Raw genomic sequence first — 18,742 nt, 5'->3', positions numbered from 1 at the left:
TAGGTTTCGGACACCCCCGCGAAGCCTTGAGGGTTTTGTTCGGATTTTTCTGGATGGGATGCGGGCCGGATGGGCCCGGTGGGGAGTCCTGGGGACTCACTCGTACTGCACGGTGATCGTGAACGGCACGCCGAGGCCGGTTCCGGGGTTCGCGGAGAGGGAGCTGACCGCGAGGCGGGCGCCCAGGTAGAGCTGGATGGTCCCGGTGGGTCCGAGCGAGACCCCGGTCAGCGGGGGGTCGCCCCGGTCCGTGTGGAAGTTGCTGATGGTGAGGCCGTTGTCCGAGCCGCCGGCGATGCTGATGGTCACCGCGGTGTCGGGATCGCCGTCGATGTCGATGACGCCGCTGTAGAAGGTGGGCTCGACGATCAGGTGGTCGGGGTTGGCGATCAGGTTGTCGTTGGGGCCGATCTCGACGTAGCCGTCCTTGTCGGCCAGGGTGCCGAAGCGCATCGGCGTGTTGACGATCAGCGTGATTCCGGCGCGACGCGCCAGCGGCGCGTCGTCCGCGTCCCCCGGCGCCGCCTCCCGCGGCACGCACACCACCGCGACGATGGCTGCCCAGAAAGCCACCAGGCGCACGCTGGATCTCGACCGCTTCGGTCGCATGGTCACGACTCCCGATCGCCGAGCACGGGGGGCGCGCCGGGGTGCGCTCTCGTAAGGTGTTGAACGGTAGGTGCTTGAGCGCGCGGCCCGAACAAAGTGTTCGACGTTGCCGTGGTACTCGCAACAGTCGTTCCGCCATCGTGAACGGTCGCGCGTCCCGGGGGCGTGGCACGAGGAGTCCGAAGGCGTTGAGACGATCGATCCGGCGACGTGCGCTCGAGGCCTCCACCGAGTCGGGGGTGCTGGTCGCGATCGTGGCGCTGGCGCTCGTGCATGCGGTGGCGCGAACGCTCGGCACCGAGCTGGACCTTCGCGTGTCGGTGGTCGTCGGCGCGGGAACCTGGGCGGTCTACGCCTTCGACCGGCTCGTCGACGATCGCATCGACCGGCCGGCGCGCGAGGACTTCGTGCGGCGGAACCGACCGTGGATGCGAGCGGGGGCCGTGCTCGCGGCGGGGGTCGCGGTGGCCGCCGGAATCGCGCTCCCGCTGCGGACGATCGGCCTGCTGGCGGCGGTGGTCCTGCTCGCACTCCTGCACGCGCGGCTGCGTCACCTTCCCTGGATCAAACCCCTCTACATCGCGCTGGCCTGGCTCGCGGTCGTGGTGGGGCTACCCGCCGTGCTCGTCGCCGCGCCGCTCGAGCGCGTGCTCGCCGACCTGGCCCCGATCGGTCTGGCGATCCTGGCGAACGTGATCGGCTGCGACGTGACCGACGGCGAGGCCGAGGCCCGCGCGATCGGACCGGCCCGGGCCTGGTGGGTTGCGCGCGGGCTGGCACTGGCCGGTGTCGCGGCGGCCGCCCTCGGTCCGGAGCGCGGCCTGGTCTGGGTGCCGCTCACCACGCTCGTCGCCCTGGCGCCCGGCCCGCGTCCGGCCGGATACACCCACGTCCTGGATATCGCGCTCGGTGGCGGCGCCCTTCTCACGTGGATCGCGTTGGGTTGAGGCGAGGGCGAGCCCAGGGTCCGGCCCGCGTCCACGCACGTGGACACGGGCCGTCTCGTGTCCCGGGCAGCACCCCGTGCCCGGAACCGTCCGCTCGCCGGCGGACTCAGAACTCGGAGTGCACCGAGCGGGTGGCCACGAGGAAGTCCTCGTCGCGGCGGACGGCGGCCCGCAGCAGGCGACCGGGGTCGCCGTCGATGCGCACGACCACGGCCTCGTCCCACTCGAGCGCGACCACCAGCATCTCGAAGCGGTCGTCGTCGACCATGCGCCCGAACACCCAGCTCGACTCGTCGCCGTGCTCGCGGGTGCGCACCACGACCTGCCAGCCGAGGTCCTCGAGTTCCTCGCGGGCGGCCCACGTCAGGTCGGCGGGGGCGTCGCGGCGGTCGCCGTGCAGCTCGTAGACGCCGAGGTGCACGCCGTCGATGCCGTCGAGCATGTCGGCGGCGAAGTCGGCGTCGGGGTCGTCGGACCAGCGCGAGGCGGTCGAGGCCAGGCCGATCAGGCCGCCGCCGACGTGCAACTCGGCCCGGGGCTCGGAGCGCAGCGGGCGCAGGTCCCACAGCACGGTGTCGACCTCGGCGGCGATCTCGGCGTTGCCGACCACGCAGCCGCTCAGGAGCAGCAGGCCGATCAGCGCCAGGGCGGATCTCATCGGCGGCCCCCTTGATCGGCGGAGTCCGGCTCGCTCGATCCGCCGCGGCGGTCGTAGCGCTCCCACTCCTCGGCGTAGGGGATGTCGAACTGGTTGCCGACGCGGGCGACGTCCTCGAGGCGGAAGCGGCCGACCACGTTGACGAAGGCCGACTCGTCGCCGTCGACCACGAGGATGCACAGACCCGAAAGGAAGGTCTCGGCGGGGTCCCGGCCGTCGCCGTCGAGCTTGACGAACACGTTCACGCGCTCGTCGCGCTCGCGGACCTTCACGATGTTGTCCCAGCCGTCGCGCCGCAGGCGCCGGCCGGTGTCGTCGATGAAGTCCCGCACGGCGTCCTCGTCGCGACGGTTGAAGGTGAACTGGTTCACCCGCACGAGGTCCAGGTCGAGGATCAGGTCGGCGAGTTCGGGGTCCTCGCCGCGCATGAACGATCCGGCCACGCCGAGCAGCGGCTGGGTCAGATGGATCTCGACCTCTTCGTCGCCGTCGCTCCACTCCCAGATGTCGCCGAAGTCGACGAAGCCGGGCTGGCGCTCGAGCTCCTCCTGGCTCAGGCCGCGCTGGGCCTGGGCGCTTCCGACGCCCGCGAGCAGCAGTGCGGCTGCCGCGCACAGGCTGATGAAGGTCCGTCCGAACATGGCTCTCATGTCCTTTCTCCGTGGAGTGCACCCGGTCGAGCGTGGGAACGGAGCGGGCGTTCGCCGGTGGGCGGGAAGCGCAGTCCGGAGTGCTGGTCGTCCCGCGCCGGATCGCGCAGGAAGGGGATCGAATCGACGGTCTGGCCGAAGCTGCGGCGCACGGGATCGGCTACGTGGTCGCGCAGTTCGGTCTTCATCTCGCGGCCGACGATCGACGACGTGCGGTCGAGTTCGCCGTTGAGCACGGCCATGGCCGTCTCGACCTGTTCGGCCGCCGCGCGGACCTCGTCCTCGGTGAAGACGGTGCCGTCGGCGGCGACGAAGGTGTTCGGGGCCGACCGCCAGGGTGTTGGCCCGACGAAGAGCACGAAGGCCGCGGCGGCGGCCACGGCGGCGGTGGCGATCCAGCGCAGCGTGGCGCGCGGGGCCGGTCCGCGCGCACGGCGCGGGCGGTGCTCGCGGTCGACGGCGGCCAGGATCCGGGCGTCGAGGTCGGCGGGGGCCTCGAATCGGGGCAGATCTCGAACGCGCGCGCGGACGGCCCGGGCATCGGCCAGGGCCTCGCGCAGCCAGGCGTCGTGTTCGGCCTCGCGCTCGAGTTCGGCCAGGGCGTCGGCGTCGAGTTCGGCGCGCGCGGCGGCGTCGACGGCGTCGGCCCAGCGCTCGACGGCGCGCAGCTCGGCTTCGGTCGGCCGGGGGGCGTGCTGTTCGCGGTCGTCGCTCATGACGTGGCCTCGGTGGTGCCGCCCTCGAAGTGGCGGCGGATCTTCTTGCGAGCCCGGTGCAGGTAGACCTTCACCGCGCTCAACGACAGGTCCAGCGCTTCGGCGATCTCCTCGTAGGTGCAGTCCTGGACTTCCCGCAGGAGGATGATCGAGCGCTGGGGTTCCTTCAGCTCCTCCATGGCCTCGACCATGCGCTGCACGTCGAGAACCGTTTCGGTGTGGAGCGCGCCCGATCCGAGATCCGAAACCTCGAGGGATCGTTCCCGCCCGTCGTCCTCGGCGACCTCGATCCCGAGCCGACCGCGCTCCGAAACCTGGTCGGCGCTGGCCCGGGCCCCCTCGCGCACCTTGCGGCGGCGGAGGGTGTCGAGGCTCAGGTTCCGGCAGACGCGCAACAGCCAACTGCGCACGCTGTCGGGCCGGACCTCGTCTCCCGTCCTCCAGAGCCGGACGAAGGTCTCCTGGACCACGTCCTCGGCGTCGTCCGCGTTGCGCACCAGGTAGCGGGCCGTGCCGTAGACGGCGTCGCGGTGCTCGCGGAGCAGGCTCTCGAAGGTCTTCCGGTCCATACGCCGTTTCACCCGTAGCGAACGTGCCACCCCTTGGGGGGGTTACAGGTCGCGGGAACGATTCAGCGGGAGGCGGGATCGCCCGCGACCCAGCGGTAGAGGACCGGACGGTCGGTGCGCGACAGCTCCTGGCCCGACGCATCCCGGGCCCGGATCTCGAGCCGGAACAGGGCGTCGGTGTCGAACGGCTCGTTCGGGCTGTCGAAGCCGATCTCGGGGCGTTCGGCCACACCGATGGCACTCACGAGGTCGGTGCCGCGGCGGACGAGGACCTCGTAGGCCGCGGCGTCGGGCACGGCGTTCCAGCGCAGGAGCGTGGTCCGGCGCAGGGTGTCGCCGGGTGCCGGCACGAAGCCCTCGATCACGGGTTCGACCACCAGGTCGCCGACGTCGGTCGTCGTCTGCACTTCGACGGCGGTCAGGCCTCCGAGGTTGCGTCCGGGTCGATTCGTGCCGGCCGGGGCGGCCGGGCCGATCCAGCCGTCGTCGGGGAGGACGCCGGCCAGGGCGTTGTAGACGCCCGGGGCCAGGCCCTCGATCCGGAATCGGCCGTCGGCACCGCTGATGCCGGGGATGCCGGTAAGCAGGCGGTCGTCGGCACGGAAGAGTTCGCCCGGGGCGCGGCGCCACTCGGCGAACACGCGCACGCCTTCGCGCGGAGTCCCGTCGAGGCCGACCACCCGGCCCTCGATCGCAGCGTCGTCGACGCCGGGCTCGAGGCGGATGGTCACCTGGCGCACGCCGCCGGTGGCGTCGGTCGCCGGAAAGCTCCGCGCGCGGTAGCCGGGGGCGGTCACGCGCCAGCTCGGGACGAGTTGCCGCAGGCCTCCCGGCAACTGGTCGTCGGGGAAGATCACGATCGGCACGGGCTGGATCCGGAAGCGTCCGCGGGGGTCGGTGACCGGTTCCTGTTCCGAGGCCGATCCGCGGAACTCCGACCAGTTGCTGCTCTGCTGCGACCAGTTCGCAGCGCCGGTGGTGCTGCTCATCTCGACGCGGGCGAAGGGGATGGGTTCGCCGGTCTCGGCGTCGAGAACGGTACCGGCCACGCCTTCCTCACCCGGACTGAGGCCGCCGGGCACCGGCGCCACGGGGAAGATCTCGTCGTAGCGCTCGGTCCCGGTGAAGGTGAACCGCGGTCGCGGCAGACCGAAGAGCGCGACGTCGTCGCTGATCAGCACCGGGAGGAAGTCGCCGTCGGGCACGTCGACGAAGACGAACCGTCCGCTGCTGTCGGCGACGACGCGGCCGACGGTGGCCAGGCGCCGCAGGTCGAACAGGGTGACCTCGAGCGGTCCGTGACCCGCGCCGTCGGAGGCACGGACGAAGGTTCCGGCCAGGCGCGTGGTGTCGGCGGGCGCGTCCGGATCGGTGGGCGCGGTCGTGGATTCGTCGTCGCCGCAGGCGGCGAGCAACGACAGGGCGAGGGCCAGGACGAGCACGGAGCGCATGGTTCGGACTCCTGGGAGGGGTCGCACGACCATGGCAGGCCGTGGCCGCGGCGGCAAGCACGTCACGTCTACGATTCTTGACGCCGCGCGGGCGCGAACGGACCCTGACCGATGGTCCTCGACGGGCGGGGGCCATCTTCGTTCGAGGAGCCACCATGCGTCATTCCGGAGTCCTGATCACCGGTGCGGCCGGCGAGATCGGCCACGCCCTGGTCCACCGCATCCACGAGCGCGGGATCCCGATCGTCACGCTCGACCTCAAGCCCCTGCACCCGGAGATCGCCGCGGTCGCCGACCGCACGTACACCGGGTCGATCAACGACACGCAGCTGCTCGACACCATCCTCGCCGAGTTCAAGGTCACCATGGTCTTCCACCTGGCCGCGCTGCTGTCGACACGCAGCGAGTTCACGCCCGTGGTCGCCCACGACGTGAACGTGGTCGGCACCCTGAACATGCTGGAGTTCGCCCAGGCCCAGGCGCGCAGCCACGGCGAGCCGGTGACCTTCTTCTACCCGAGTTCGATCGCGGCCTACGGCCTGCCCGACGCCGGCACCAAGACGAAGGCGGGCGCCGTGGGCGAGGACGACTGGAACACGCCGACCACCATGTACGGCTGCAACAAGCTCGCGTGCGAGCACCTGGGTCGGTACTACGCGAAGCACTACAAGCAACTCGACGCCGCGGCGGCCACGGGCAGCGTGGACTTCCGCGCGCTGCGCTTCCCCGGTTTGATCAGCGCCTTCACCACGCCGAGCGGCGGGACCAGCGACTACGCGCCCGAGATGCTGCACGCCGCGGCGAAGGGTGTGGCCTACGACTGCTTCGCCCGCCCCGAGGCCCGGATCCCCTTCATGACCATGCCCGATGCCGTGGACGCCACGCTGAAGCTGGTCGACGCCCCGGCCGACTCGCTCACGCGCCAGGTCTACAACCTGCAGGCCTTCAACCCCTCGGCCGAGGAGATCCGCGCGATCGTGCTCGAGTCCTTCCCCGAGGCTGAGATCGGCTTCGGGGTCGACGCCAAGCGCATGGCGATCCTCGACTCGTGGCCGGCGGGCTGCGACGACACCGCGGCGCGGCGCGATTGGGGCTTCGCGCCCGTGCACGGCCTGGAGAAGGCCTTCGACGAGTACCTGGTGCCGAACATCCGGAGGGCGTACGAGCGGTAGGATTGCCGGACGCGCCGCGTATCGACGGATCTCGATATTGACAGATATCGATGCCGTGCGTAGGTTCGACACCATGGACCGAGACGACCTCGCGAAGCCGTGCTGCCATCCCGCCAGCCCCCACACGGGAGAGCCGGTGCAGGCCCTGTCCCGTGCCTTCAAGGCCATGGGCGACCCCACCCGCCTGGCCATCCTGGCCATGCTGCGCGACTGCGACGGCTCGCTGTGCGCCTGCGAGATCGAAGCGAGCTTCGACCTCTCCCAGCCGACCATCTCCCACCACCTGCGGCAGCTGCGGCAGGCCGGACTGGTGGTCTGCGAACGCCGGGGGAGCTGGATGCACTACCGGCTCGAACCCGAGAGCGCGGCGGCGATCGAAGGCTTCGCGCGCGGGCTGACGTCGCGTGATCCGATCACCACGTGATCCCGTGCGGCATTCTTCACCGAGCGAACGAGAGCGAGACCCATGGACAACCCGACCGATCCCCACGCCGTGCGCGACACGGTCCGCGAGCGCTACGGCGAGGCGGCGCGCAACGTCGCGCGCAACGCCGGCGCCACCTCGTGCTGCAGCGGCTCCTGCGGCACCGGCCCGATGGACGCGGTCGATCCGATCACGAAGGACCTCTACCAGTCCGACGAACTCGACGGGATTCCCGACCTGGCGCGCCTGGCGTCGCTCGGCTGTGGCAATCCGACCGCGCTGGCCGAACTGCACGAGGGCGAGACGGTCCTGGACCTCGGCTCGGGCGGCGGCATCGACGTGCTGCTCAGCGCCCGGCGCGTCGGCCCGACCGGCCGGGCCTTCGGCGTGGACATGACCCGCGAGATGCTCGCCATCGCGCGGACCAACGCCGAGGCGGCCGGTGCGACCAACGTCGAGTTCCGGGAGGGAACGCTCGAGACCCTTCCCTTCGACGATCACACGGTCGACGTGATCATCAGCAACTGCGTGATCAACCTGGCCGGCGACAAGGACCGTGTCCTGGCCGAAGCACATCGCGTGACGAAGCCGGGAGGCCGATTCGCGGTGAGCGACGTCGTCCTCACGCGGCCCCTCCCGAGCGCCGTGCAGAGTTCGGTCGCGCTGTGGACGGGATGCGTGAGCGGCGCGCTGACGATGGACGACTACCGGGCCCGGCTGGAGCGCGCCGGCTACACCGACGTGTCGTTCGAGATCACCCGGGAGTACTCGCGCGATGACATCGCGGGCATGGCGGAATCGGTGCCCGCGAGCGAGGGCGGACCGCAGCGCGTGATCGACCATCTCGACGAGATCGACGGCGCGGTCGTGAGTGCGTTCGTGAGGGCACGGCGGGCCTAGGGTCGGGCACGGGCGCGGAGGCCCATGGCACCGCTCTCGTCGCCCTGCTACACTCGGCGGAGCCCCTCTTCCCGGAGCCGCACATGCCCAGCCGGAAGCTCGACTTCGCCTACCTGCGCTCGCAGATCGTCGGCGTGGACAGCAGTTTCTCCACGCCCTTCGGTCAGCGCATGCTGGTGTACTGCGACTACACGGCCAGCGGGCGGACGCTGCGATTCGTCGAGGAGTACCTGCAGGGCCTGCAGCGGCACTACGCGAACACCCACACCGAAGACGACGTCACCGGCCGCAGCATGACGCGGCTGCTGCACGAGGCCGAGTGCACCATCAAGGACTGCGTGAACGCGGGGCCGCAGGGCCGCATCGTGGCGGTGGGCACGGGCGCGACGGGCGCGATCGACAAGCTGCAACAGATGGTCGGGGTGATGGTTCCGCCGGCCACGCGCCACCTGCTGTTCGACGTGATGAAGGGACACCTGGGCACCGACGGCTTCGCGGACTTCGAGGCCGAACTCCGGACGAAGCGTCCGGTCGTCTTCGTCGGTCCCTACGAGCACCATTCGAACGAGGTCACGTGGCGAGAAGGTCTCGCCGAGGTCGTCGAGGTCGATCTCGACGACGACGGCGGCGTCGATCTCCACCACCTCGAACAGCTCCTGCTCGATCCGCAGTGGCACGGCCGACTGCGTTTCGGCAGCTTCAGCGCGGGGAGCAACGTCACGGGCATGCGCACGCCGGTGCGCGAGATCGCGCGGCTCCTGCACGCCCACGACGCCTTCGTGTGCTTCGACTACGCGGCCACCGGTCCCTACGTCGAGATCGACATGAACCCCACCGACGACCCACAGGCGTCGATCGACGCGATCTTCGTGTCGCCGCACAAGTTCCTGGGCGGACCGGGGAGCAGCGGGATCCTGGTGTTCCACGAGCGACTGTATCGCAAGGACCTGCCGCCGACGGTCGGCGGCGGCGGCACCGTGGACTACGTGGGCGAGCACGACCACGACTTCACGGCCGACGTCGAGGGGCGGGAGAAGGCCGGGACACCGGGTGTTCTCCAGTCCCTGAAGGCCGCGCTCGCCTTCGACGTGAAGCGCGCGGTGGGCACCGAACGGATCGAAGCGCGCGAGCACGAACTGGTCACCCGCGCACTGGACCGCTGGCAGCGGAACCCCCGGTTCGAGCTGCTGGGCAACCCGGATCCACGGCGCCGGGTGGCGATCCTGAGTTTCAACCTGAAGACGCCTACGGGCAGCTATCTCCACCCGAAGTACGTCACCACACTCGCCAACGACCTGTTCGGGATCCAGTCCCGCGCGGGTTGCAGTTGCGCGGGTCCGTACGGCCATCGCCTCCTGGGAATCGACGAGCCCACCAGCGAACGCTACCGCGCCTGCATCCGCGACGGGGTGAACGGGATCAAGCCGGGCTGGTGCCGGGTCGGGTTCCACTACGTGATGGACGATGCCGAGGCCGACTACGTGGTCGAGGCGATCGACCTGATGGCCACCGAGGGCCACCGCTTCCTGCCGCTGTATCGCTTCGATCCGGTGTCGGGGGGCTGGGAGCACCGCGAATCCGTCGGCTCCGACGTACCCTTCGGTCTGCAGGCGGCCCTGTGCGCCTGCCACGTCGGCCCGAGTGCGCTGAGCGAGACCGAACGGCGCCGCCGCTACGCGGAGGCCCTGGACTTCGCCCGCTCCACGGCGGCGAAGCTCTCGGCCGTGGAACTGCGCGAGCACAGACTGGACGGCGAGGCGGGTGCGCTGCAGTTCTTCGCCCTGCCGGCGACCGACGAGCCGGGCGTGGGGACGCCCGTCTGAGCCCTTCACGAAAAACATGGTTCCGGTTCCGTGCGATTTCGGCGCTTGGAACGTTGTAGGCCGTGAGAGTCCGGGTCGGGAGCGCCGCGTGGTTCGCGGTGGCGCCCGTGCTCCCGGCCCGGATCTCATCGAGTCGACGAGGCCCGCTCTCCCCGAGCGGGCCTCGTGCATTTCCGGGGTGTGCGCTCGGGGCGGGTCGCGGGTTCCAGGGATGATCGCTGACCCCACGGGAGGACCTGCGTTATGCTGCTCGGAACCCTCTGCATCGACGACCTCACCGTGGGATCCACCGTGTCCGAAGACCACGCGCGACGAGACCGTTACCGGCCCGACGATCCGACCCAGGTCCTGCTGGACGGGGCGAAGGAGGGCCGCGAGGACGCCGTGAACATCCTGATGGGGCGCTACGGGCCGCGATTGCGGCGCTGGGCCACCGGGCGGTTGCCCGGGCACGCACGGCACGTCGACGACACCGAGGACCTGGTCCAGGACGTCCTGGTCCAGGCCCTGAACCGCGTCGATCGCTTCGAGCAACGGCACGAGGGCGCCTTCCACAGCTACCTGCGGACGGCGATCCTCAACCGGATCCGCAACCACGTGCGGCACGCCGGGGTGCGCGACCGGGCCGAGCAGCCCGTCGCCGAGGGCTACCGCCCCCCTCGCTCGCCGCTCGAGGAGTTGATCGGATCCGAGGCACTCGAGCGTTACGAGAACGCCCTGGGGACGCTGCGCGAGAGCGACCGCGAGCTGGTCGTGGCCCGGATCGAGATGGACTGCTCCTACGAGGAGCTGGCCGAGATGACCGACCGACCCAGCGCCAACGCCGCGCGCATGGCCTGCAAGCGGGCCCTCATGCGCTTGGCCCGAGCGATGGGTCCGGATCTGGCCGGAGGGAACGACGATGGTGCGACCGAAGTCCTTCGATGAACTCGCCGACCGTCTGGCCGAGGGCCGTCCGGTGGACTGGGACGCGGTCGACCTGACCGCGGCCAGCGCCGACGAGCGCGACTGGATCCGCAACCTGCGGCTGATCGACGACATTGGCCGTGTCGCGCGGTCCGAAGACCCGTCGTCGGTCGTGCTGGGCGATGCCGACGCGACCTCGGGGGTCGTGTCGGCCACACCGGCGGCTCAGGACACCGTGGCCACGTGGGGCCGCCTGCAATTGCTCGAGGAGATCGGACGGGGCAGCTTCGGCCGTGTCTTCCGCGGCTGGGACCCCGCGCTGAACCGCCAGGTCGCGGTCAAGCTCATGAACGCGCGCATGGCCGAGCTCCCCGACGCCGGACAGCGGGTGCTCGAGGAGGCCCGGCTGCTGGCCCGCGTGGAGCACCCGAACGTGGTGCGGATCTACGGGATCGAGGAGCACGACGCCCAGCTCGGGATCTGGATGGAGTTCGTCGAGGGCACCGACCTGGGCAGCGTCGCGCTCGAACGCGGACGCATGGAGCCGACCGAGGCCGCGCGCCTGATGGCAGGACTGTGCGATGCCGTGGGCGCCGTGCACGCCGCCAACGTCGTGCACAAGGACATCAAGGCGGCCAACGTGATGGTTCGGCCCGACGGTCGCCCCGTCCTCATGGATTTCGGCGCCGGCCGCACGCGCAGGCTGCGCGAGGGCGAGAACGAACTGGTGGTCACGGGCACGCCGCGCTACATGGCGCCCGAGACCTTCCGCCGCGAACCGGCCACGCCGCAGTCGGACGTCTATTCCCTCGGCGTCCTGCTGTACCACCTGCTCACCGGTGATTTCCCGGTGAGCGGGACCGTGGCCGAGATCATGCAGAAGCACGAAGGCGACGAGCGCACGCCGCTCCACGAGTACGACCTGCCCCTGCCCGAGGACCTGGTGGCGATCGTCGAGCGGGCCACGGCGGCCGAACGCGAAGATCGGTTCCCGAGTGCGGCGGCCATGGCGGGTGCTCTGCGGGGCTTCGCGGGAGCCGAGCAGGAGACGGCCGTTCCGCGCCGGACGTTCCTGGCCTGGAGCCTGGTCGGTGCGGTGGTGATCGCCGCGGTGGCCACGGGTCTGAGCGTGTTCTCCTCGGACGGACCGCTGCAGGCCCAGGTGCGGTTCACCGGTGTGAACGAGGGGCAGTTCGTCCAGCTCGAACCCGGCGACGAGATCGGCGCGGACACCGGGCTCGAGGTGAAGGTCCGTCTGAGCCGCGATGCCTACGTCTACGTCCTCAACCGCGACGACGAAGGCGCCACCACGTTGCTCTGGCCCATGGCCAATGCCGGGCCCGTGGAGCCGCTCGAGGGCGGTCGCGAGCACACGATCCCGGGCGACCTGGCGGGCCAGACCTTCCGTTGGCCCGTGGCCCCGATCGAAGGCGATGAACGCTTCCTGATCGTGGCGAGCGTCGAGCCCATGCCGCGCTTCGAGGACGCCATGGAGACCGCCCAGGTGGCGAGGATCGACGCCTCGGGGATCCGACCGCGCGAGGTGGGCGACCTGGCGTTGAGCGCACTGAGCGACGAAGCGCTCGAGACGGGGACCACCCGCGGCGTCACCGGCCTTCGACCGGCCGCCGAGGACGACCGCGACGTGTTCGCGATCGCCGAGAAGTTCGGGGGACAGAACCCCGACGGCACGATCGTCCTGCACCACGTACGCTTCCACAACGTGGGCCGCTGATCCCGCGGTCCCCTGGTCGTGGGCGATCGACGGTCAGGTCAGGAGTTCCTCGCGCAGGAACGCGATCGAGCGGTCCCAGGCGATCTTCGCGGCCCGCTCGTCGTAGACCTCGGGCCGCACCTCGTTCATGAAGGCGTGGTGGGTGCCCGGGTAGACGTGCACCTCGGTGCGTGCCTCGACGGCTTCCAGGTCCTTCTCCAGGCCCTCGACGGCGACGGCGTCGCACCAGTCGTCGTGCTCGGCAAAGTGGAACAGCATGGGAACGCGGATCTGCTTCGGGTCGGCGAAGTCGCGCGGGGGAATCCCGTAGAAGCACACGGCGCAGTCCAGGTTCCGGGCGTGGACGGCGGCCGCGATGCTCAGGGCCCCGCCCATGCAGAAGCCCAGGACCGCGACCTCCTTCGAGTCGGTCGTCTTCAGGTGGTCGATCGCGCCCTGGACGTCCTGGAACACGGCGTCGTTCCAGTCGAGGTCGCTCATCATGTGGTTGGCCTCGTCGGCATCGGCGGCGAGGCGGCCGCGGTACAGGTCCGGCACGAGAACGCGGAAGTCCTCTTCGGCGAAGCGGTCGGCGATGCCCTTCATCTGGGCGTTGATGCCCCACCACTCCTGGATCACCACGATGCCGGGGGCGTGTGAGGTGAAGTCGGGTTCGGCGAAATAGGCCGGGGCCTTCTGGCCGTCGGGCCGGTCGAAGCGGGTCATCTCGCCCACGGGTTGGCTCCTCGGAAGTGTTCGAGTGGAGGAACGGGTCGGCGCTCGGGCCGCGCGATCGCGTCGTGGCGACCATAACACAGAGCCCGCCTGCGGGCTGGCCGCGCGGCGAGGCGTGGAATACTTTCGGGAACCGTCCGCAGATCCCTTCCCCGATCCCCGAGGTCGTCAACGTGCGCGTCGTCCCCCTGTCGTTGCTGTCGCTCTCCCTGCTCACCGCGTGCGGTGCGCCCGAGCCCGAGGTCGGCGAACTCGAGATCGCCGACGACATCGAAGTCCGGGTCGAACAGTTCCAGCCCCAGCGCATCGAGGCCGACCTGTCGCGGTTGAGCGAGGGCGACCGGCGGGCACTCGATCTGCTGATCGAGGCCAGTGGCATCGTGCACGAGATCTTCGGTCTGCAGGCCTGGCAACACCGAGCCGAGACCGACGTGGCGGTCGAGCAGTACGAGGGCCAGTACGCCGAGGCGGTGAAGACCTACTACGCGATCATGCGTCACAAGTGGGATCGGCTGGAGGCCGACGAACCCTGGTTGGGCACCGAACCGCGGTCGCCGGGCGCCGGCTTCTATCCCGAGGACATGACGAAGGCCGAGTTCGAGGACTGGATCGCGGCGCACCCCGGCGACGAGGAGGCCTTCACGTCGCTGTTCACGGTGATCCGTCGCCAGGGCGGCGGCCTGGTCTCGTTCCCGTACAGCGAGGCCTACGCCGTGCAGATCCGGCGCTGCTCCGAACTGCTCGAACAGGCCGCCGATATCACCGACGACCCGACGCTCGAACGCTTCCTGCGACTACGGGCCCGCGACCTGCTGCAGGACGAGTACTTCGAGAGCGACATGGCTTGGATGGACCTCGCCGGGGACCTAGAAGTGGTGTTCGGTCCCTACGAGGTCTACGAGGACAAGCTCTTCGGTTACAAGGCCGCCTTCGAGAGCTTCCTGTGCATCGCCGACCCGGAGGAGTCGGCTGCGCTCGACCTCTACAAGGCCGAGCTGCCCTGGCTCGAGATGAACCTGCCCATTCCCGACGAGTACAAGAACCCCGACCGCGGGACCGACTCGCCCATCCGCGTGGCCAACGAGATCTACACCGCCGGCGACACCCGGGCCGGGGTGCAGACCATCGCCTTCAACCTGCCGAACGACGAGCGCGTGCGCGAGGCCAAGGGCAGCAAGAAGGTCCTTCTGAAGAACGTGATCGAGGCCAAGTACCACGCCGTGCTCGTGCCGATCGCCGAGCGCGTGCTCCCCGAGGGCCGCGCGGATCGGGTGAGCATGCAGGCCTACTTCGACTTCGTCCTGCACCACGAGCTGAGCCACGGCATCGGCCCCGGCAAGCTCGTGATCGACGGCCGCGAGACCGAGGTCCGGCTCGAGCTGAAGGACCTGTACAGTCCGCTCGAAGAAGCCAAGGCCGATGTGCTCGGCATGTACGACATCTACTCGCTGATCGACAAGGGCGTGCTGCCGGCGAGCAAGGGCGAGGATCTGGCGTGGACGGTCGTGCCCGGCCTGTTCCGGAGCGCGCGCTTCGGTGTGACCGAGGCCCACGGCCTGGGCGTGGTGTGCCAGTTCAACTACCTGGCCGAGAAGGGGGCGCTCGACGTCGGCGACGACGGAACCTTTGCCCCGGTCGAATCGGAATGGCGCGGTGCGATCCGCGACCTGGCCCGCGAGATCCTCATGTTGCAGGCGAACGCCGACTACGAGGCGGCGAAGGCCTGGGTGGAGGAATACGGCACCGTGAGCCCGGCAATGCAGCAGGCGCTCGACGCACTCGACGACGTGCCGGTGGACATCCGGCCGGTGTACGCCGTGGGGGGGTAGGGGTCAGCGGGACTCGAAGAGAGTGACGAAGGCCGCGAGACGTCCGTTGATCGTGGTCAGGTCGAGGTGTGTGCTCGGATCGATGTCCTCGACACCGTGCACCGTCCGGCCGTCGTACACGACCACGTCGCCGGGCTGCGTGACGTCGTCGATGACGACCCTCTCTCCCCGGATCTCGACGAACGCCCCTCCCTCGTAGAAGTCGCGTCCCTTCTGCGACATGACCAGCAGGACCTGGACGTAGCGCACTTCGTGAGACGACGCGATACCGCTCGTCAGATGATCCGTGTGGCGCCGGAAGAAGCCTCCGCCGCGCGGATACTGGTGGACGCGCGCGGCAGTCCAGAGTCCGTCGGACTCGATCCGGTCGACGGCGTAGTCCTCCGGGAGTCCGGCAATCCGATTCCGTGTGCGTGCGAGCGTTACGAAAGACGAGCGCAGTCCCCACGTGTCTTCGTCCCAGATGGGATTGTAGAACGTTCGGAAGAATCGCGCGTCGTCGCGGCCAGTCTCGCCGGACTCGCCGCCCACCGTGAGCTTCTGGAAGTTGCGACGAACCGCTGAGGCCGCGTGGCCCGTGGGAGGTTGGTCGAGTTCCTGGTCGAAGTGATCACGCAATCGCCGACAGGAACGGTTGACTTCGGCCGGGTCGATGAGGCCACGTAGGATGGTGAAGCCGACGCGTCTCGTCTGCAGACGAACTCTCTCGGAGTCCAGAGACGTCGGGTCCTCCGTGTGGACGATCTCGGCCGTCGACAGGCTGTTCAGCAACAGAATCACCTACGTGGGTTCGGGGTTCAGGGGGAGGCGGGGGAACCGCGCTCCGAATCGTGCGTCGTCGCGCCGGTTCGCCGGTCTGTTCCGGGAATGGTCGCTGCAACCATTCCGACGATCGCCTGGATCACGATGGCCAGATCCCAGAGGATGGCGACTGCGATCGCATCTTCGGGCGCGGTGCCGGCCCGAACCAGGAGCGAGGCGAGAACGGCCTCTCTCGGACCGAAACCGCCGAGGCTGATCGGCATCAGGCTCGCGAGCCACGAGACAGCCGTGGCGGCCATGATGCTGAGAGTGGGAATCTGGACGTCGACCGCGCGGGCGAAGGCCACGACAGCTGCCAACGCCGCCAGGTGCCCGAGTCCGCTCCAGAAGAGTGCGGATCCCAGATGGCGGAGACCGTTTCCGGGTTCCATGGAACCTACGGAACGTCGTACGGCCTGCAGTGCCTCGGTCAGCCGACGACGTGCAGTCGTCAGGCGTGAGACGAGAAGTGCCGTGGTCACGACGATGCCGGCCACAGCGATCGTGGCGCCGGCGAAACTCGGATGGATCGGATCGACTGACATCTCCGCAAAGGGAGCGGCGAGCACGAAGAGGAGGAACATGGAAAGAATGCCGATCAACCGGTCGACGACGACGGTCGCGGCGGTCTCGCGGACCGAGAGTCCGTGACCGTGGGCCCACCAACCGCGCGCCAGGTCGCCTCCGATTGACGACGGTAGGAACGTCGAGGCGCTGGCACCGATGTAGGTGACGCGGTGGACCCAACCGAATTCCGCGCGAACCCCAACGGCATCGAGAAGAGTTTTCCACCGCAGAGCATGAGCGAGATTCCTGAGTGCGAACATCGAGAGGCCGATGCAGATTCCGGCGAGTGCAGCGTCGCCGACCCGTGCGAACCCATCGCGCCAGTCGTGGGCAATGAACAGGGTGGAGATCAGGGCCAGCGAAACGAGGGCGCGGAAAACCGCCCCTACCGGTTGTTTCCCAAGGATTCTCCCCATCACGCCGTACACTCCTCTTTCGTGGTTCGGGTCGCGCCCGTGTCGTTGCCGACCACGAACGACGACGACCGGAACATCGCGCGATATCGCTCTTGATCTTCGCGGAGGTGGTGGTGCGCGAGGGAGGCTTTCGAAGGATCGGCGATCCGGGGCCGTGTGACGGCTGCATCGACATAGTCGACGAGCCGTCGTACGCGACGGAGCAACCGAGTCGGGACGAGGCCCATCACCGTGTCGTAGGTGCTCTCACGTCCTACTCGGCGGATCGGATTCGGGAGAATCCGCGAGCCCCGCGCATTGATGGGTCTCGTTCTCACACGAGAAGACTCGAACCACGGCGAGAGTTCGAGGAACGCCTCGATGCGTTCCAGAACCTCGAGCGGTGATCGGGACAGAGCGGCGTAGTCGTAGATCAGGATTTCGGTCCCGAATGCCGCGAGGAACTCCTCGACCCGACCCATCAGTGCTCCGGGGTGGAAATGGTGCGGAAACGAGCCGCCGTGCGACTCCTGGACGAAACCCTGCAAGAAGTCTTCGAAGTCGGGAACGCTTTGTCCGATCGCTTCGAGGTGCTCGTACAGGGATACCGCGTAGTCCACGGGATCACGAACCCCCATGACGAGCCGGACGGGGCCGTTCCAGATATGGATTCGATCGATGCAGTCGGCGTCGTTGAAGTAGGTGGGGCTGATGTCGGCCGCCCACCGCAGCCGGGGTGTTTCTTCGAACAGACTGGCGAACCACGTGGGACCGCGCCCGTACCGGGGGCCGAAGAAATTGGTCTCCTTACGCACCGGAGTCACGATTTCCGGATGGTCACCCAGGGCGTGGTAGAGGTACGTCGTTCCGGAACGCGCCATTCCGGGAATCACGAGAAGAGGAAACGCAGTTGTCGCTGGCTTCATGTCTCGATCTCCACACGCCCCCGGGGAGCGACCTCGGCGTGCCTCGTTCCATGACTCCGGCTGTCGCCGACACGGTGGATGGTTCGGACGACGACGTCCGGGCCTCGGCGAACCTCGAGCAGGATCCGCGCGAGGTAGACGCCGACTAGACCGAGTCCGGCGAGACTGGCTCCTCCGAGCAGCCAGATCGAGGCGAGCAGCGATGTGTAGCCGGGCACGGTCGTTCCGCCCATGAGCTTCCTCGCCACGGCCCAGGACATGGTCGTCGTGGCCATCACGAAGGCCAGCGTGCCGATCGCGGCGACGACCTGAAGGGCACGGGGGCTGGAGGTGAGGCCGAGGACGAGGGTTCGCTGCAGTCCCCGTGTGTCGTCGTCGTCCCTGACCGCGCATGGGATCGCCTGGGAAGTGAATCCGAGGTCTGCGAAGAGTCGGTCGAGGTCGTAGTCGTCGTCGGCGCGCGCGAGGGCGGCGCGGACGGTGCTCCGTCGCGCGAGGAGAACCCGGGCAAGGCGGCAGCCGTCATCCTCGAGGCCGCAGAACTCGGCCAGGCGGGCAGTGACATGGCGACGGATCCTGTCGACGCCACGTCCACCGAATCGCACACCGTAGACCCAGTCCACCGAATCCTCGAGAGAGAGCAGGAAGTCGGGCAGAAGGCCGAGTGCCCGGTCCGGTCGATGGCCGGTGAAGAAGATCAGGTCTCCTCGTGCGTGTTCGGCGCCGGCCATCAGGGCTGCATCGATCGAGTGGAGTCGGGCGAGCTGAAGGGTGCGGATCGCCGGAGCTTCGAGATTGCGCATGTCGGCGACGGCCGGATCGTCGGTGACGAACACGACCTCATGTGCATGCGTGGCCGACCGCGCGGCCTCCAGCGCTGTCTCGAGGACGTGGTCCACGTCGTCGCGACCTTCGGTGGACATGTAGACGACCACCGAGATGGATGGATT

Annotated in this window: 19 protein-coding genes; 8 read left to right on the top strand and 11 right to left on the bottom strand. The window is 69.2% G+C overall.

All coding sequences use genetic code 11. The features are described 5' to 3' along the window. Positions 1-96: 96 nt before the first annotated feature. Entirely contained in the window at positions 97-582 is a 486-nt protein-coding gene (locus VKA86_07895; protein HKK71125.1) for a DUF4402 domain-containing protein, read from the bottom strand. A 215-nt stretch (positions 583-797) separates the two neighbouring features. On the opposite strand from VKA86_07895, the gene VKA86_07890 reads away from it, so the two are divergent. Next, entirely contained in the window at positions 798-1,556 is a 759-nt protein-coding gene (locus tag VKA86_07890) for a hypothetical protein (GenBank protein HKK71124.1), read from the top strand. A gap of 106 nt (positions 1,557-1,662) precedes the next feature. Here VKA86_07890 and VKA86_07885 read toward each other — a convergent pair whose 3' ends face one another. The 5 genes from VKA86_07885 to VKA86_07865 form a co-directional block, all read right to left on the bottom strand. Then, positions 1,663-2,214, bottom strand: coding sequence for a hypothetical protein (locus VKA86_07885; protein HKK71123.1), 552 nt, complete (start codon positions 2,212-2,214; stop codon positions 1,663-1,665). Continuing rightward, the gene (locus tag VKA86_07880) at positions 2,211-2,864 is read right to left on the bottom strand and encodes a DUF4252 domain-containing protein (GenBank protein ID HKK71122.1); all 654 of its coding nucleotides are present in this window, start codon (positions 2,862-2,864) and stop codon (positions 2,211-2,213) included. The genes VKA86_07885 and VKA86_07880 overlap by 4 nt, the downstream gene beginning before the upstream one ends. Then, the gene (locus VKA86_07875; protein HKK71121.1) at positions 2,861-3,580 is read right to left on the bottom strand and encodes a hypothetical protein; all 720 of its coding nucleotides are present in this window, start codon (positions 3,578-3,580) and stop codon (positions 2,861-2,863) included. Before VKA86_07875 ends, VKA86_07880 begins: the two co-directional genes overlap by 4 nt. Next, positions 3,577-4,149, bottom strand: coding sequence for an RNA polymerase sigma factor (locus VKA86_07870; GenBank protein ID HKK71120.1), 573 nt, complete (start codon positions 4,147-4,149; stop codon positions 3,577-3,579). Before VKA86_07870 ends, VKA86_07875 begins: the two co-directional genes overlap by 4 nt. A gap of 62 nt (positions 4,150-4,211) precedes the next feature. Beyond that, a complete protein-coding gene (locus VKA86_07865; GenBank protein HKK71119.1) occupies positions 4,212-5,600 on the bottom strand; it encodes a hypothetical protein in 1,389 nt (462 codons plus the stop codon). A gap of 155 nt (positions 5,601-5,755) precedes the next feature. Here VKA86_07865 and VKA86_07860 point away from each other — a divergent pair, with 155 nt between their 5' ends. From VKA86_07860 to VKA86_07835, 6 genes are all read left to right on the top strand, one after another. Beyond that, positions 5,756-6,772 carry an NAD-dependent epimerase/dehydratase family protein gene (locus tag VKA86_07860; protein HKK71118.1) on the top strand — a complete coding sequence of 339 codons (1,017 nt, stop codon included), beginning with the start codon at positions 5,756-5,758 and terminating at the stop codon, positions 6,770-6,772. A 73-nt stretch (positions 6,773-6,845) separates the two neighbouring features. Beyond that, positions 6,846-7,196 (top strand): metalloregulator ArsR/SmtB family transcription factor, encoded by a 351-nt coding sequence (locus tag VKA86_07855; GenBank protein HKK71117.1) that lies wholly within the window; start codon positions 6,846-6,848, stop codon positions 7,194-7,196. Between the two features lie 42 nt (positions 7,197-7,238). Further along, complete coding sequence (locus tag VKA86_07850) at positions 7,239-8,096, top strand: arsenite methyltransferase (protein HKK71116.1); 858 nt, start codon at positions 7,239-7,241, stop codon at positions 8,094-8,096. Between the two features lie 83 nt (positions 8,097-8,179). Then, entirely contained in the window at positions 8,180-9,919 is a 1,740-nt protein-coding gene (locus VKA86_07845; protein HKK71115.1) for an aminotransferase class V-fold PLP-dependent enzyme, read from the top strand. A gap of 243 nt (positions 9,920-10,162) precedes the next feature. Next, positions 10,163-10,846 (top strand): sigma-70 family RNA polymerase sigma factor, encoded by a 684-nt coding sequence (locus VKA86_07840; GenBank protein HKK71114.1) that lies wholly within the window; start codon positions 10,163-10,165, stop codon positions 10,844-10,846. Then, the gene (locus tag VKA86_07835; GenBank protein HKK71113.1) at positions 10,821-12,560 is read left to right on the top strand and encodes a serine/threonine-protein kinase; all 1,740 of its coding nucleotides are present in this window, start codon (positions 10,821-10,823) and stop codon (positions 12,558-12,560) included. The genes VKA86_07840 and VKA86_07835 overlap by 26 nt, the downstream gene beginning before the upstream one ends. 33 nt (positions 12,561-12,593) lie before the next feature. On the opposite strand, the gene VKA86_07830 is transcribed toward VKA86_07835, so the two are convergent. Continuing rightward, on the bottom strand, positions 12,594-13,265 hold the full coding sequence (locus VKA86_07830) for a dienelactone hydrolase family protein (protein ID HKK71112.1): 672 nt from the start codon (positions 13,263-13,265) through the stop codon (positions 12,594-12,596). 182 nt (positions 13,266-13,447) lie between these two features. Here VKA86_07830 and VKA86_07825 point away from each other — a divergent pair, with 182 nt between their 5' ends. Further along, positions 13,448-15,103 (top strand): peptidase, encoded by a 1,656-nt coding sequence (locus VKA86_07825; protein ID HKK71111.1) that lies wholly within the window; start codon positions 13,448-13,450, stop codon positions 15,101-15,103. A 3-nt stretch (positions 15,104-15,106) separates the two neighbouring features. On the opposite strand, the gene VKA86_07820 is transcribed toward VKA86_07825, so the two are convergent. The 4 genes from VKA86_07820 to VKA86_07805 all read right to left on the bottom strand — a co-directional run. Next, on the bottom strand, positions 15,107-15,883 hold the full coding sequence (locus VKA86_07820; protein ID HKK71110.1) for a hypothetical protein: 777 nt from the start codon (positions 15,881-15,883) through the stop codon (positions 15,107-15,109). Positions 15,884-15,900: 17 nt separating this feature from the next. After that, positions 15,901-16,887, bottom strand: coding sequence for a lysylphosphatidylglycerol synthase transmembrane domain-containing protein (locus tag VKA86_07815; protein ID HKK71109.1), 987 nt, complete (start codon positions 16,885-16,887; stop codon positions 15,901-15,903). Continuing rightward, entirely contained in the window at positions 16,887-17,792 is a 906-nt protein-coding gene (locus VKA86_07810) for a sulfotransferase (GenBank protein ID HKK71108.1), read from the bottom strand. The genes VKA86_07815 and VKA86_07810 overlap by 1 nt, the downstream gene beginning before the upstream one ends. Beyond that, positions 17,789-18,742, bottom strand: a 954-nt coding sequence (locus tag VKA86_07805; GenBank protein ID HKK71107.1) for a hypothetical protein, incomplete at its 5' end; no start/stop codon positions are given. The genes VKA86_07805 and VKA86_07810, both read right to left, overlap by 4 nt.

The organism is Candidatus Krumholzibacteriia bacterium, from assembly GCA_035268685.1.
Classification (GTDB): domain Bacteria; phylum Krumholzibacteriota; class Krumholzibacteriia; order JAJRXK01; family JAJRXK01; genus JAJRXK01.
The sequence above is the reverse complement of the archived record's forward strand: the minus strand, read 5'-3'. Positions and strand labels throughout refer to the sequence as shown.